We start from the raw sequence: 15,129 nt of genomic DNA on the forward strand, positions 1-15,129 counted from the left end.
GGGTGCCATGATCCTCTTCCAACGGAAGGAGCCATCATGGCTGGAAACGTTCCCCCGGTCGCCGACGAGCGCGAAGGACTCCTCGCGTACCTCGAGCAGCAACGCCACGTCCTGCGCATCGCCGCGCACGGCCTCACCGAAGAACAGGCCAGAGCCGTCCCGACCAGAAGCTCACTGAGCGTCGGCGGCCTGATCAAGCACACCGCGTTCACCGAAGACGGCTGGATCGACATCCTCCTTCAGAAGCCCTCGAAGCCGATGGACGAGGCGATGAAGGAGTACGAAGCCGGCTACGTGATGGCTGACGGCGAGACGCTCGAAGACGTCTTCGCGCGCTACGACGAAGTCGCCCGCCGCACCGCGGACGTCATCGCGGGTATCGCCGACCTCGGCCAGCCGGTCCCGGTGCCCAAGGGCGTGCCCTGGTACCCGCAGGACGTCGACGCGTGGTCGGTCCGCTGGGTGCTGCTCCACCTCATCGAGGAGACCGCACGGCACGCCGGGCACGCCGACATCATCCGCGAGCACATCGACGGCGCGACGGCGATCCCGTTGATGGCCGCCGCGGAAGGCTGGCCGGAGACGCCTTGGCTCAAGCCCTGGTCGCCGGGTCAGAGCGACTAGAACCTAGAACAAGGTCGGTTCGTCCGCCAAAGCGCCTTCGATGACCAGCATCCGGCGCTTGGTGGCGACCCCTCCGCGCGCGGAGAAGCCGCCGTCCTTGCCGCCGGCGGCGAGGACGCGATGGCACGGAACGATGATCGGGACCGGGTTCCGGCCCATCGCCTGCCCCACGGCCTGCGCGCCGCCGGGCATGCCGAGGATGTTCGCTATGTCGCCGTAGGTCAGCGTCTTGCCCGCGGGGATCGTGCGGATGAATTCGTACACGCGGTGGTGGAAGTCCGGTACTCCTTCGTAATCGAGTTCGATGCCGGTGAGGTCCGTGCGCTTGCCGTCCATCAACGAGACGATCCCGTCGATCGCGCGCTGGATCTCCTCCGGCGGGGTGGATTCGGTCGCCTGGGGGAGGCGCGCGGTCAGTCGCGCCCTCGTCTTCTCTTCACTGCCCTCGGGGAGCTGGACCGCGATGACCCCGCGTTCGCTCCACGCGATGCCGCAGTCGCCGATCGCGGTGCCGAACACGGAGTAGCCCGGTGCCGTCATGAGCCCAGGGTACGAGAGCGGTCCGACAGTTTCGGATCCATCGCCAGGCCGCGGTGCCGCCGGAGCCGTCGCTGCGGTAGGAGTATGGACATGAGCGACCTCGTGCTTGATCACCTCGTCTACGCCGGGCCGGACCTCGAAGAGGCCGTCGAGCGCGTCGCCGAGCTGACCGGCGTCACGCCGGTACGCGGCGGAAGGCATGTCGGTTTCGGTACGGCCAACTACCTGGCCGATCTGGGCGCCGGTGCCTACCTCGAGGTGGTCGGTCCCGATCCGGATCAGCCCGAGCACATCGGGCCGCGTCCGTTCGGCATCGACGAGCTGACCGCTCCCGCCCTGATCACCTGGGCGGCGCGGGTGGACGGCATCGACGAGGCGATCGCTGAGGCACGTCAACGCGGTTACGACCCGGGCGAAGCGTCCGAGATGTCGCGGACCACCGATGACGGCGAACTGCTGACCTGGCGCCTCACCGGTGCGGGCGGCCTCGACGGGCTCGCGCCCTTCCTCATCGACTGGGGGAGCACCCCGCATCCGACGACGCGGGGGCTCCCGTCGATCCCGCCGCTCATGGTCACCGGCGTCCACCCCGAGCCGGCCGCGGTCGAAGCCGCGGTTCGCGCGCTCGGGATGGACATGCTCGTCCGGCGTGACGAGAAGCCCGGCCTGGTGGCCGTGCTGACGAACTCAGCCGGGAAGCAGGTCGCGCTGAGCTGAGCGGGTCACGACGGTGCCCTCCCGCCAGCCGTTGGTCATCGGCAGCCGCCGGTCCCGCCCGAACGCCTTGAACGTGATCTTGGTGCCCGGCGGATACTGGCGGCGCTTGTATTCGGCCTTGTCGACCATCCGCACCACGCGGTCGATGGTCTCCGGCTCGAAGCCCGCGTCGACCAGGTCGACGTAGCCGCGGTCTCCCTCGATGTAGTCGTCGAGGATGTCGTCGAGCATCAGGTAGTCGGGCAGCGAATCGCTGTCCAGCTGACCCGGGCGCAGTTCGGCGGACGGCGGCTTGGTGATCGAGTTCTCGGGGATCGGTGGGGTTTCGCCGTTCTTCTCGGCTTCCTTGTTGCGCCACTTGGCCAGGTGCCAGACGTGCGTCTTGAACAGGTCCTTGATCGGCGCGAAGGCCCCGACGGCGTCGCCGTAGATCGTCGAGTAGCCGACGGCGAGTTCGGTCTTGTTGCCGGTGGCGAGCACCAGGTGGCCGTCCTGATTGGACAGCGCCATCAGCAGCATGCCGCGGACACGGGCCTGGATGTTCTCCTCGGCGAGCCCGGTCAGCTGAAGCTGCTCGACGTAGACCTTGACCATGTCCGCGATCGGTTCGACGCGATAGTGCGCGCCGATCCGGCGGGCGAGGTCTTCGGCGTCGCCCTTCGAGTGCTCCGAGGAGTACTCCGAAGGCATCGAAACGCCGTAGACGTTGTCGCCGCCCAGCGCGTCGGCGGCCAGCGCCGCCACGACTGCCGAGTCGATGCCGCCCGAGAACCCGAACGTCACCGACGAGAAGCCGTTCTTGTGCACGTAGTCCCGCAGACCGACGACGAGCGCGTGCCACACCTCGGCTTCGTCCGACAGCGGCTCGCTGATCGCGGACTCGGTGCTCGGGGTGTACGCCGGGACCGGGTCTTCGCTGAGCACGCGACGCTTGACCCGCAGGCCTTCGAACTCGCCCTCGGCGGTGTGACCACCGGCGACGAGGTCCGTGTCGACGACGAGCAGGTGCTCGACGAACTGCGGTGCGCGCGCCAGCAGCCGGCCGTCCGCGCCGACCACGATCGAGTCGCCGTCGAAGACGAGGTCGTCCTGACCGCCGATCTGGTTCGTGTACACCAGCGGCGCCCCGGCCTCGGCCGCGCGGCGGGCGATGAGCGGCAGACGGATGTCGTCCTTCGCACGCTCGTAGGGCGAAGCGTTGGGCGCGACCACGAGGTCCACTCCGGCCTTGCCCAGCGCGGAGATCGGGCCGCCGTCCTGCCAGACGTCCTCGCAGATCACCATGCCGACGTCGACGCCGTGGAAGCGGACGACTTCGAGCTCCTGGCCCGGCTTGAACCAGCGGTGCTCGTCGAAGACGCCGTAGTTGGGCAGGTGGTGCTTGAACTGGCGTGCGACCACTTCGCCGCGGTACAGCGCGGCGGCCGCGTCACGCGGGCCGGTCTCGTCCAGGTCGAGGTACCCGATGTAGGTGAGCACCTCGCCACAGCCGGCTTCTTCGAGCCGCCGGGCGAGAACTTCGACCATCTGCTTCGAGGCGGAGGCGAAGGTCGGGCGGAGGGAGAGGTCCTCGACGGGGTAACCGGTGAGGGACATCTCCGGGAAGACGACGATGTGGGCGCCTGCTTCGGCGGCCTTGCGAGTCCACTCGACGGTGAGCTCGGCGTTGCCTTCGAGGTCGCCGACGGTGGTGTTGACCTGGGCCAGTGCGATGCGCAGTTGCGGCATGCCGACATTCTCACCCACCGGCGTCCGCGGGGACGACCGGATGTGCCGAATCGCCCACCCGGGTGCGGCGGTGCGAAAAGAGAGCGGGGGACCTTTGCTACCGCTCTCCCAAAGAGAGTGACAGCAAAGGTCCCCCGCTCCCCGCGCGCTACTTGCGCTTGATCATGCTCCGTACCTTCTTGATGGTCTGCTCGAAGTCGGAGTCGAACGGGTTGTCGTGCACCAGGTAGGTCCACGTCGTGTTCGCCCGCCGCACCCCCGCGTCGCCGAGGTCGATCCCGTTGTCGGTGATCTCGGCCTCCTCGAGCGTCTTCGCCGCCCGCTCGGCCGCCTCCGGGATGATCTTGTGGAACTCGGGGATCGCCGCGCGGTGGAACTCGTCGATCGGCGTCTCCCGCGCCAGCGCCCGCAGGTGGATGCTCTCCCGCACGTCGGTCAGGAACGCCAGGTGGTCCGACCACAGCTGGTCGATGTGGAACAGCAGCACCTCGCGGCTCAGCTGCTCGACGCGAGCCTCGTCGTCGACCTTCTCCGAAAGCTCCTTGAACTTCTCCGGGTGCGCCTTCTCCAGCACCTCCGCCGCGTGCGCCGTCCGCAGCACCTTGTCCCGGTGCTCCAGCAGCTCGCCGCGCTGCCGCTCGATCAGCCGCGTGTAGCGCCAGGTGTTCCGGTGGATCTCCAGGTCGACACCCTCGGCGACGCGCTGCGCGTGGTTGATCTGCCGCAGCGCCGCCGGGTCGACGATCTCGCCGCTGCCCACGTCCGAGCTGATGCCTTCGGGGATGTCCGGCGCGTTCGACAGCACGAGCTCGTCGTTCAGGCTGGCGAAGAACACCGCGCTGCCCGGGTCGCCCTGTCGCCCGGACCGGCCGCGCAGCTGGCCGTCCAGCCTGCTCGACGGGTAACGGGCGGTGCCGATCACGTGCAGGCCGCCCAGCTCGACGACCTCGTCGCGGCCGTCGCCGTCCTTGCCGCCCAACCGGATGTCGGTGCCTCGGCCCGCCATCTGGGTCGAGACGGTGACCGCGCCCTTCTTGCCGGCGTCGGCGATGATCGCGGCCTCCTCGGCGTCGTTGCGCGCGTTGAGCACGACGCATTCGAGGTCGACCTTCGCCAGCTTCTCGGCCAGCTCTTCGGATTCGGCGACGTCCTGGGTGCCGACGAGGATCGGCCGCCCGCTCTCGTGCACCCGCCGGATCTCCTCCTCGATCGCGCGCAGCTTCTGCGACGGCGACCCGAAGATCCGGTCCTCCTGGTCTTCACGGATGTTCGGTGTGTTCGGCGGGATGACCGCGACCTCGAGCTTGTAGAACTCGCGCAGCTGTTCGGCGACCGCGACCGCGGTACCGGTCATGCCCGCGACCTCGGGATAACGCGCCAGCAGCGCCTGCACGGTGATCGAGTCGAGGATCTCGCCCCGGTCGGTCGCCTTGACCTGCTCCTTCGCTTCGACGGCGGCCTGGAGGCCGTCCGGCCAGCGCTGGAGTTCGGCGACGCGGCCGCGCGCGGCGTTGATCAGCTGCACCTTGCCGTCGCGCACGAGGTAGTCGACGTCGCGGGTGAGCAGCGCGTGCACGTGCAGCGCCACGTTCACCGCGGGCAGCCTGTCCGAGCCCGTCTCGTCGTAGAGATTGATGTCGTCGCCGAGGGCCTTCTCGACCACCGAAGCGCCGGCCTTGGTGAGCCAGGCGTTGCGGCCGTCGGCGTCGGTCTCGTAGTGGAGCCCGAGCCGCAGCCGCCGGACGATGTTCGCGACCTCTTCGTCGGCGTCGGTGTGGTCGATCGATCCGGCCATCACCAGCGGCACGCGGGCCTCGTCGACCAGCACCGAGTCGGCCTCGTCGACGATCGCCACCTCCGGCTCGCGCTGGACGAGGTCCTCTTCGCGCGTCACCAGGCGGTCGCGCAGCACGTCGAAGCCGATCTCGCTGACGGCGCCGTACGTGACCTCCTTCGCGTACGCCTCGCGGCGTTCGTCGCGGGAATGCGCGGGCTCGACCCAGCCGACGGAGACGCCGAGCAGGGCGTAGATCGGGCCCATCCACTCCGCGTCACGACGGGCGAGGTAGTCGTTCACCGTGACGACGTGGACGTGCTTCCCGCGCAGGGCGTACCCGGCGCCGGCCAGCGCACCCGCCAGCGTCTTGCCTTCACCGGTCTCCATCTGCACGATATGCCCGCTGAGCAGGCCCATCGTGCCCAGCAACTGGACATCGAAGGCACGCTCGCCGAGTGCCCGCCGCGCGGCCTCGCGACCGAGCGCGCAGACCTCGATCAGCTGTTCGTTGCCGAAGGAAGCGGCGTCCCGAAGCTTGCCGGCCCGCTCTGTCAGCTCCTCGTCGGAGAGCTTCTCCAACTCGGGCTCGAGCTTCTCGATGGCCGGCAGCAGCGCTTCGTAGCGGGTCAGCTCGACGCTGCCCGGCCGCTGGATGATCCGGCGCAGCTTCTTGCCCACCCGGCTGATCAGTGCTGCCACCCCTGTGCTCCCGTCTGCTCTTCTGCCGTCCGCACCCGTATCACCAACGCAGTGGTGGTGCGGCCGAGTTCCACGGCCGATGGCACGATCCAACCGTGTCCACTCATGTCAGCGCCAGGTCCCGTGCCCGTCGATTCGCCGCGATCACGCTGTCCGGCCTGCTCGCGGTCACCGTCGCCGCGTGCTCGTCGGGAGAGGGTAGAACCCAGCCGCCGCCTCCGGCCACCGAGTCGCACGCTCCGACCGGACCGGTGCCCGCCGGACTGGAGAAGTTCTACGGACAGAGCCTGACCTGGGCCGACTGTGCACCCTACGCGACATCCGATGACGCGAAAGCGGCGTTTCGAGTGAAGGACGCACAGTGCGCCCGGCTCACCGTCCCGCTCGACTACGCGAAGCCCGAAGGCGACTCGATCACGCTCGGCCTGCTGCGCCGCAAGGCGCTGGATACCGACGAAAGGATTGGGGCGCTCGTGGTCAATCCCGGCGGCCCCGGCGCTTCCGGGATGCAGGCCGCGGCCGGTCTCGCCTCCCGGACGGCGACGAACGAGCTCGGCAAGCGCTTCGACATGGTCGGCTTCGACCCGCGCGGCATCGGCGCGAGCCAGCCGCAGGTCCGCTGCCTGACCGACGCCGAACGCGACGCGGACCGCGCGGACGACAGCGAGACCGACGGCTCACCCGAGGGGGTGAAAAAGCAGGAGGCCGAGTCCCAGGACTTCGCGGCGAAGTGTGCCGAGCGGACCGAACACGGCGCCGCGATGCTCGCGAATCTGGGCACGCGTGACGTCGTCAAGGACATGGACATCCTGCGATCGGTCCTCGGCGAGCCGAAGCTGAACTATCTCGGCTACTCCTACGGAACGCGGATCGGGTCCGCCTACGCCGAGGCGTTCCCGGCGAACGTCCGCGCGCTGGTGCTCGACGGGGCCGTCGACCCGGAGCAGGACGCGGTGGAGTCGCTGGTCGGGCAGGGTCAGGGTTTCGGCAAGGCGTTCGGGGAGTTCTCGAACTGGTGCGCCGCGCGTGAGGACTGCGCACTGGGGCGCGACGCCGCCGGCGCGACGAAGGCGTTCCAGGACCTGGTGCGCCCCCTGATCGACTTCCCGGTGCCGGTCAGCGACGGCCGGAAACTGTCGTACGAGGACGCGACGACGGGCGTGATACAGGCCCTCTACCAGGAAGATCTCTGGGAACCGCTGAACTCCGCGCTCAACGACCTGAAGCGCCAGCGCGGCGACGGCCTGGAAAAACTGGCCGACCTCTACAACGAGCGCGGCGCAGACGGCCGCTACGGGACGACGCAGGACGCCTTCGTCGCGATCCGCTGCGTCGACGACCCCCGGGTCACCGATCCGGCGAAGATCCTCGACGCGCAGAAGCGGTACGCGCAGGCGGCGCCGTTCCTCGACGACGGCAAGCCGGACGGAGCCGCACGTGACTCCTGCGCCTTCTGGCCCGTGCCGAACACCTCGGAACCGCATCAGCCGAACGTCGAGGGCCTGCCGAAGACGCTGGTCATCTCGACCACGAACGATCCGGCGACCCCGTATCAGGCGGGCGTCAACCTCGCGAAAGCGATCAAGGGAGCTTTGCTCACGTTCGAGGGGAACCAGCACACGGTGTTCCTCCAGGGCGTGTCGTGCGTCGACCAGATCGGTATCGACTACCTGGTGAACGGCGCCCTGCCGGACGAGGGCACGCGCTGCGCGGCCAAATAACGAGTTCGGCGCGAAGGGCCTTGAGCGGCCGGGACGCTGCGAAGATCGCGAGATGAGCCTTCGCCGCGTCCCGGCCGTGCTCGTTGTCGCCGTGCTGGTCGCCTCCTGCACGACACAGCAGCCACAGCCCGCGCCGTCGGCGTCGCCGACCACCACTGCGTCGCCGACTCCGGACCCGAAGGCACTCGAGAAGTTCACCAAGCAGAAACTGGCGTGGGGCGCGTGCGCGTCGTTCAAGGACAAGGCGTTTGACTGCGCGAAGCTCACCGTGCCGCTCGACTACCTGAAGCCGGACGGCGAAACGATCTCGATCGGCGTCCTCCGGCACAAGACGAAAAGCGCCGGGAGACGCATCGGCTCCCTCGTGCTCAATCCGGGTGGCCCCGGTGGCTCGGGCGTCTCGGCCGCGGCGCGGATCGCGAAGTCGCGGCCCGCGGCGGCGCTGGCCGAGCGCTTCGACATCGTCGGATTCGATCCGCGTGGCGTCGGGACCAGCGAGCCGAAGCTCGTCTGCCTCACCGATGCCGAACGCGACGCGGATCGCGCGGAAGATTCGGAAAGCGACTCCACGCCAGCCGGGATCGCGAAGCAGCTCGCCGACGCCAAGGCGTATGCCGCGAAGTGCGCCGAGCGCACGAAGCACGGCACAGAGCTTCTCGCCAACATCGGGACCAGGGACGTCGTCCGCGATCTCGACGTCCTGCGCTCGGCCCTCGGCGACGAGAAACTCACCTACCTGGGCTTTTCGTACGGGACGCAGATCGGGACCGCCTATGCCGAGACCTACCCGGACAAGGTCCGGGCGCTGCTCCTCGACGGCGCGGTCGATCCCGAACTCGACACCGCCGAATCGCTGGTCACACAGATGGCGGGCTTCCAGAACACCTTCGCCGAATTCGGCAAGTGGTGCGCGGCTCGCCCGGATTGCGCGCTCGGCCGTGACGCGGACGCGGTGACGAAGGCGTTCCAGGACCTGGTCCAGCCGCTGATCACCGCCCCGGTACCCGCGGGGACCCGCAAGCTCTCGTTCGAGGACGCCATCACCGGCACCAGTGCCGCGCTGTACTCGCAGGACGCGTGGAAATTCCTCAACGACGGGTTCGCCGAGCTCAAGCGGGGAAGTGGCAAGACGCTGGTCGCGCTGGCCGACAACTACTACGGCCGCGAGTCGGACGGCCGGTACACCGGCATCCTCGACGTGTACTTCGCCGTCCGATGCGTCGACAGTGCGCGGATCGCCGACAGGCGCGTCATCGACGACGCTCACCGGCGGATGCTTCAGGGCGCGCCGTTCCTGACCGGCGGCACGCCGGACATGAGCGAACTGGACATCTGCTCGGTGTGGCCGGTACCCGCGACGTCGGAGGTGCACAAGCCGGATGTCGACGGCCTGCCGCAGCCCCTGATCATCTCGACCACCGACGACCCGGCGACCCCGTATGCGTCCGGTGTGAACCTGGCGAGGGACCTCAAGGGAGCTTTGCTCACGTTCGAGGGCGCGCAGCACACCGTCTTCCTCGACGGCAACGAGTGCGTCGACAGCGCCGGCTTCGCCTACCTGATCGATGGCGAACTGCCCGCCCCCGACACCCGCTGCACCTAGCGGGGGAGCAAGGGACCTTTGCTACCACCGGCCCCGCTGACCAGGCATTTCCCGCCCAAAAGGGAGCAGGGGACCTTTGCTACCGCCCGGCCCCCACGACCACCGCGTTATGCCTGGTCAGCGCCAACTCCAGCATCACCGCGAATTCCTCCGGCTTCGTCGGCGGCACCTGCAACCACACCCGCACCAGCCGCCGCGGCTCGTCCCGCGAAATCCACAGCTTCACGAACACGTCGGACTTGATCTCCGGCACGATCCCGCCGATCACCGAGGCCGGCACCTTCGCGGCGATCCGGAACGAATCGGTGTCCTGAACCCGCTCCCACCGCTCGCCCCGCAACTCGGTCGCCCCGGTCAGCAGCCGCCGAAGCCCACCTTCAGGCCCGAGCATCGCTTCAGGCGTGTACGGCGGCGAAGCGGCAATCACCCGCTCCCCACCGGGCCCGCTGAGCGTGATCTCCGAGCCGGACAGCCGGTAGTCGACCTTCACCCGTTCGAAATCGTCCTGCAGATCAGCCTTGCCGACCGCACCGCCCTCGAGACTGACTTCGCCGTTGAGCCCGCGCACCGGCAACCCGGTGACGACACCGTTCACCCCGAGCGTGAACCGCACGCTGCGCAACGAGACGAGGGAGTCGGCCGCCGCGCTCACGTAGTCCTGGGCAGGCGGCAGCGGGGGAGACCCCGCGCAGCCGCCGATGAGCCCGACCGTGAGCAGCAGCGCCGGCACGAGGTGACGGCAGCGCATGGCCAGAGCCTATGGCCATGGCCCGAATCTTGCGCACAGTGTCCTTCCGGCCGCTTTCGCCGAACGCCGCCGCCGATGACGCTGTATCCGTGCAAACCGAGACCCGTCTCCACCGCGCGTGGTTCGTCGCCGCCGCCGCGTTCATCGCCCTGCTCGCCGCCGCCGGGTTCCGCGCGGCCCCCGGCGTGCTCATCGACCCGCTTCACAACGAGTTCGGCTGGTCACGCGCGACGATCGCGTCAGCCGTCTCCGTGAACCTCGTCCTCTACGGACTCTTCTCGCCCTTCGCCGCGGCTCTCATGGAGCGCTTCGGCATGCGACGCGTCGCTTCGACGGCGTTGTTCGTCGTCGCGATCGGCGCGGGCGGCACGGTGTTCATGAACGCGAGCTGGCAGCTCATCCTCTGCTGGGGCGTGCTGGTCGGCGTCGGCACCGGCTCGATGGCGATGAGTTTCGCCGCCACGGTCGCCGCCCGCTGGTTCGTCCGCAGCCGCGGCGTCGTCACCGGCGTCCTCACCGCGGCGGGCGCCACCGGCCAGCTGATCTTCCTGCCGATCGTGGCGAACCTCGCCGTCGACGAGGGCTGGCGGACGGCGTCGCTCGTCATCGCCATCGCCGCGCTGGCCGTCGTCCCCGTCGTTCTCCTGGTGGTCCGCGATCACCCGTCCGACGTCGGAACGACCGCCTACGGAGCGGAGCCAGGCGAAGTCGCTCCCGTCACCCGCACGGGTGGTTCCGCCCGCCGCGCGCTGTCGGTCCTCGGTTCGGCGGCCCGCACGAGGACGTTCTGGCTGCTCGCCGTCGGCTTCGCGATCTGCGGCGCCACGACGAACGGCCTGGTCAGCACGCACTTCGTGCCCGCGGCGCACGACCACGGCATGCCGCAGACGACGGCCGCCGGCCTTCTCGCCCTCGTCGGCATCTTCGATGTCGCAGGCACGATCGCCTCGGGCTGGCTCACCGACCGCGTTGATCCCCGGATCCTGCTCGGCGTCTACTACGCCCTTCGCGGCGTTTCGCTCGCTCTGCTCCCGCAACTGCTGAGCGGAACGGTGGAACCGAGCATGTGGGCGTTCATCGTCTTCTACGGCCTCGACTGGGTGGCGACGGTTCCGCCCACCGTCGCGCTCTGTGTCCGGCAATACGGCGCCGCCGGGCCGATCGTCTTCGGCTGGGTTTTCGCCAGCCACCAGCTCGGAGCCGGTCTCGCGGCCTTCGGCGCCGGCGCGATCCGCGACGCGTCGGGCAGCTACGCGCTCGCTTGGTACATCGCCGCGAGCCTCGCCGTCATAGCTTCGGTCGCTTCGCTGTCGATCACCAAGGCGGCCAAGCCCGAGCCGGTCCTCGTGGGGTGATCCACCACTTCCGGTCGATCGGCGCGTCGCGAAACATGTCGTTAACACGTTCTCGTTAGGGTGCGGCCATGGATCGCCAGCAGGAGTTCGTGCTCCGTACCTTGGAAGAGCGCGACATCCGTTTCGTCAGGCTCTGGTTCACGGATGTGCTGGGGTTCCTCAAGTCCGTCGCGGTGGCGCCGGCCGAACTCGAGGGCGCCTTCAGCGAGGGCATCGGCTTCGACGGATCGGCCATCGAAGGCTTCGCGCGCGTCTACGAGTCGGACATGGTCGCGAAGCCCGACCCCGCCACCTTCCAGGTCCTCCCCTGGGAGACCCCGGACGGCGGCCCGTACTCGGCGCGCATGTTCTGCGACATCGCGATGCCGGACGGCTCCCCGTCCTGGGCGGATCCCCGGCACGTCCTGCGCAGGCAGCTCTCGAAGGCGGGCGAAGCGGGTTTCACCTGCTACGTCCACCCTGAGATCGAGTTCTTCCTGCTCTCGAACCTGCCGGACGACGGCAGCGAGCCCGAGCCCGCGGACAACGGCGGCTATTTCGATCAGGCCAGCCACGCGACCGCGACGCACTTCCGCCGCCACGCCATCGAGACGCTCGAAGCGATGGGGATCTCGGTCGAGTTCAGCCACCACGAGGGCGCGCCCGGTCAGCAGGAGATCGACCTCCGGTACGCCGACGCGCTGACCATGGCCGACAACGTGATGACCTTCCGTTACGTGGTCAAGGAGGTCGCGCTCACCCAGGGGGTCCGCGCGACCTTCATGCCGAAACCCTTCACCGACCAGCCGGGTTCCGGGATGCACACCCACGTGAGCCTGTTCGAGGGCGATCGCAACGCCTTCTACGACGCGGAAGACCCGTACGAGTTGTCCGCGACGGGCAAGGCCTTCGTGGCGGGGCTCCTGCACCACGCGAAGGAGATCTCGGCGGTCACCAACCAGTGGGTGAACTCCTACAAGCGGCTGATCAGCGGCAGCGAGGCCCCGACCACCGTTTCGTGGGGCCGCGCCAACCGCTCCGCGCTGGTCAGGGTTCCGATGTACTCGCCCGGCAAGGCGTCGTCACGCCGCGTGGAGATCCGCACGCTCGACTCCGCGTGCAACCCCTATCTGGCGTACTCGGTCATCCTGGCCGCCGGTCTGAAGGGCATCGAGAAGGGCTACGAGCTCCCGCCGCCCGCCGAGGACAACATCTGGCAGCTGTCGGACGCCGAGCGCCGCGCCGCCGGATACGCCCAGCTCCCGCAGAACCTCGGGGAGGCGCTGGCGGAGATGGAGAAATCGGAACTTCTGCCCGAAGCGCTCGGAGAGCACGTTTACGACTTCTTCCTTCGCAACAAACGTGTTGAATGGGATAACTACCGCAGCGCGGTGACCCCGTACGAGCTGCGGACCCTGCTTCCGGTTCTCTAGACGAAGGAGACCTGATGGTGCGGCGGCCGGTGTTCGGAGTTCTGACGGCGTTGGTCGCCGCGACCATCGCGGCGAGTGCCGCACCAGCGGCATCGGCCGCCGGAAAACCACTCGATCTCGACGCCGCCGACATCCCCGCGCTCCAGGCCCGGATGTCCTCCGGACGGCTGACCGCGGTCGGCCTGACCTCGGCTTATCTCGACCGCATCCACAAGGTCGACCGGAAGGTGAACGCGGTCATCGCGGTCAATCCGGCCGCGATCGCGCAAGCCGCGGAGAGCGACGTCCGGCGCCGCGCGGGCAAGACGCGCGGACCGCTGGACGGCATCCCGGTCCTGGTGAAGGACAACGTCGACACCCGCTCCCAGCAGACGACGGCGGGGTCTCGCGCACTGCGCAGCAAGCCCGCGAAGGACGCGACTCTGATCCGCCGCCTGCGCGACGCGGGCGCGGTCGTCCTCGGCAAGGCGAACCTGTCCGAGTGGGCGAACTTCCGCGCCGCCAAACCCACTTCCGGGTGGTCGGGCGTCGGTGGACAGACGAACAACCCGTACGTGCTCGACCGCAACCCGTGCGGGTCGTCCGCCGGATCCGCCGCGGGTGTGGCCGCGTCACTCGCCCAGGTGGCGATCGGCAGTGAGACCGACGGCTCGATCGTCTGCCCGGCCGGGATGACCTCGACCGTGGGGCACAAACCGAGCCTCGGCCTGGTCAGCCGCACCGGCGTCGTGCCGATCTCGGCCGAACAGGACACCGCCGGCCCGATGGCCAGGCACGTCGTCGACGTCGCACTGACCCTGTCCGCGCTCCAAGGCCGCGACCCGAGCGACCCGGCCACCGGCACGTACCCGCCGAACCAGCCGACCGACTACGCCGCGCACCTGCGGCCCGGCGTGCTGAAGGGCTCCCGGATCGGGCTCTGGCGCCTGCCGGTCCTCGGCCCGGACGTCGAAGCGGTGATGACGAAGACCAAGAATTCGCTGGTCAAAGCGGGCGCCGAGGTCGTCGAAGTGACACCGCCGTACCAGGCCAGGCTCGGCGAACTGGAGTTCCCGGCCCTGCTCACCGAGTTCCACCGCGACATCGATCGCTACCTGGCCACGCGCCCCGAAGGCCCGCGCGACCTCGCCGCGCTGATCGCCTACAACCGGTCCGACCCGCTGGAGCAGACCTGCTTCGCCGGACAGGAACTCTTCGAACAGGCACTCGCCGCGCCCGGTCCGTCCGACCCCACCTACCAGGCCAACCGCCGCGAACTGACCGATCTGGCGAAACGCTCGATCGACGAGACCCTCGCGAAGTACCGACTCGACGCCATCGCCGCGCCCACGAACCCTCCCGCCTGGAAGACCGACTGCAAGACCGGCGACAACGACGTGATCCCGTCGTCGACGCCGGCCGCGGTCTCCGGCTATCCCGCGGTGACCGTGCCCGCCGGCTTCGTCGGCGAGCTCCCGGTCGGGGTTTCGTTCATGGCGGGGCAGTGGACGGACGCCCGAGTGCTCGCCTACGCGGCCGACTTCGAACGTGTCGTCCCCGTCCGCAAACCGCCTCGCTACCTGAAGACCGTCGGATGACGGGGGTTTGTACCGGCTGACCTGCGGCGATGTCGTTAAGTGACCCCCCTGTTTTCGGGGGGTTCCGGGGCATGTAATCTTCTCTTCGTCGCCAGGAACACCGGGCCGCCGGGGCCGAAAGCCCCGAGGTCAGGAACCAGGGCCGAGCGGGTTGACACCGCGAACCGGACCAGGTAACGTTCAGCGTCGGCCCACGAGCGGCCGCCGACCCCCTACGACTAAGACCGTAGGATTCGGCATGCTCGACCAAAAGCTTGTGAATATCGCTTTGAAACAAAGCGTGTTGCTTGAGAACTCAACAGTGTGCTAGTGAACTAAGCCAGTAGAGCTTATATTTGAACCTCGTTTGAGGTTCCTTTGAGAGCAAGTATTTATTTGCCTCGATCAAATTTGACATTGTTGGAGAGTTTGATCCTGGCTCAGGACGAACGCTGGCGGCGTGCTTAACACATGCAAGTCGAACGATGAAGCCTTTCGGGGTGGATTAGTGGCGAACGGGTGAGTAACACGTGGGCAATCTGCCCTGTACTTTGGGATAAGCCTGGGAAACTGGGTCTAATACCGGATACGACTCTTGGCCGCATGGTTGAGAGTGGAAAGCTCCGGCGGTACGGGATGAGCCCGCGGC

At 68.5% G+C, this 15,129-nt stretch carries 11 protein-coding genes and 1 rRNA gene; 8 read left to right on the forward strand and 4 right to left on the reverse strand.

Annotated features, from left to right (window positions below; translation table 11 throughout):
- The first annotated feature begins 36 nt into the window (after positions 1–36).
- Positions 37–624: a DinB family protein gene (locus tag AMK34_RS30255; RefSeq protein WP_038518815.1), complete on the forward strand. Its 588-nt coding sequence runs from the start codon at positions 37–39 to the stop codon at positions 622–624.
- Between the two features lie 3 nt (positions 625–627).
- Here AMK34_RS30255 and AMK34_RS30260 read toward each other — a convergent pair whose 3' ends face one another.
- Positions 628–1,164 carry a methylated-DNA--[protein]-cysteine S-methyltransferase gene (locus AMK34_RS30260; protein WP_073847586.1) on the reverse strand — a complete coding sequence of 179 codons (537 nt, stop codon included), beginning with the start codon at positions 1,162–1,164 and terminating at the stop codon, positions 628–630.
- Positions 1,165–1,254: 90 nt separating this feature from the next.
- On the opposite strand from AMK34_RS30260, the gene AMK34_RS30265 reads away from it, so the two are divergent.
- A complete protein-coding gene (locus AMK34_RS30265) occupies positions 1,255–1,881 on the forward strand; it encodes a VOC family protein (protein ID WP_073847587.1) in 627 nt (208 codons plus the stop codon).
- Here AMK34_RS30265 and AMK34_RS30270 read toward each other — a convergent pair.
- Entirely contained in the window at positions 1,852–3,609 is a 1,758-nt protein-coding gene (locus AMK34_RS30270) for an NAD+ synthase (protein WP_073847588.1), read from the reverse strand. The genes AMK34_RS30265 and AMK34_RS30270 overlap by 30 nt on opposite strands.
- 148 nt (positions 3,610–3,757) lie before the next feature.
- Positions 3,758–6,085 (reverse strand): accessory Sec system translocase SecA2, encoded by a 2,328-nt coding sequence (gene secA2, locus AMK34_RS30275; protein ID WP_073847589.1) that lies wholly within the window; start codon positions 6,083–6,085, stop codon positions 3,758–3,760.
- Between the two features lie 149 nt (positions 6,086–6,234).
- On the opposite strand from secA2, the gene AMK34_RS30280 reads away from it, so the two are divergent.
- Complete coding sequence (locus tag AMK34_RS30280) at positions 6,235–7,806, forward strand: alpha/beta hydrolase (RefSeq protein WP_198941776.1); 1,572 nt, start codon at positions 6,235–6,237, stop codon at positions 7,804–7,806.
- Between the two features lie 52 nt (positions 7,807–7,858).
- The gene (locus AMK34_RS30285; protein WP_073847591.1) at positions 7,859–9,409 is read left to right on the forward strand and encodes an alpha/beta hydrolase; all 1,551 of its coding nucleotides are present in this window, start codon (positions 7,859–7,861) and stop codon (positions 9,407–9,409) included.
- Positions 9,410–9,488: 79 nt separating this feature from the next.
- On the opposite strand, the gene AMK34_RS30290 is transcribed toward AMK34_RS30285, so the two are convergent.
- On the reverse strand, positions 9,489–10,157 hold the full coding sequence (locus tag AMK34_RS30290; protein WP_073847592.1) for an LppX_LprAFG lipoprotein: 669 nt from the start codon (positions 10,155–10,157) through the stop codon (positions 9,489–9,491).
- 89 nt (positions 10,158–10,246) lie between these two features.
- Between AMK34_RS30290 and AMK34_RS30295 the strand changes: the two genes are divergently transcribed.
- The 4 genes from AMK34_RS30295 to AMK34_RS30310 form a co-directional block, all read left to right on the forward strand.
- Positions 10,247–11,512, forward strand: a complete 1,266-nt coding sequence (locus AMK34_RS30295; RefSeq protein WP_083650042.1) for an MFS transporter — start codon at positions 10,247–10,249, stop codon at positions 11,510–11,512.
- 68 nt (positions 11,513–11,580) lie between these two features.
- Positions 11,581–12,924 carry a type I glutamate--ammonia ligase gene (glnA, locus tag AMK34_RS30300; protein ID WP_016331613.1) on the forward strand — a complete coding sequence of 448 codons (1,344 nt, stop codon included), beginning with the start codon at positions 11,581–11,583 and terminating at the stop codon, positions 12,922–12,924.
- Between the two features lie 14 nt (positions 12,925–12,938).
- Entirely contained in the window at positions 12,939–14,501 is a 1,563-nt protein-coding gene (locus tag AMK34_RS30305) for an amidase (RefSeq protein ID WP_073847593.1), read from the forward strand.
- 396 nt (positions 14,502–14,897) lie between these two features.
- Positions 14,898–15,129: ribosomal RNA gene (locus tag AMK34_RS30310) — 16S ribosomal RNA — on the forward strand; the annotation flags it as partial.

This window comes from Amycolatopsis sp. CB00013 (assembly GCF_001905755.1).
GTDB classification, from domain to species: Bacteria; Actinomycetota; Actinomycetes; order Mycobacteriales; family Pseudonocardiaceae; genus Amycolatopsis; species Amycolatopsis japonica.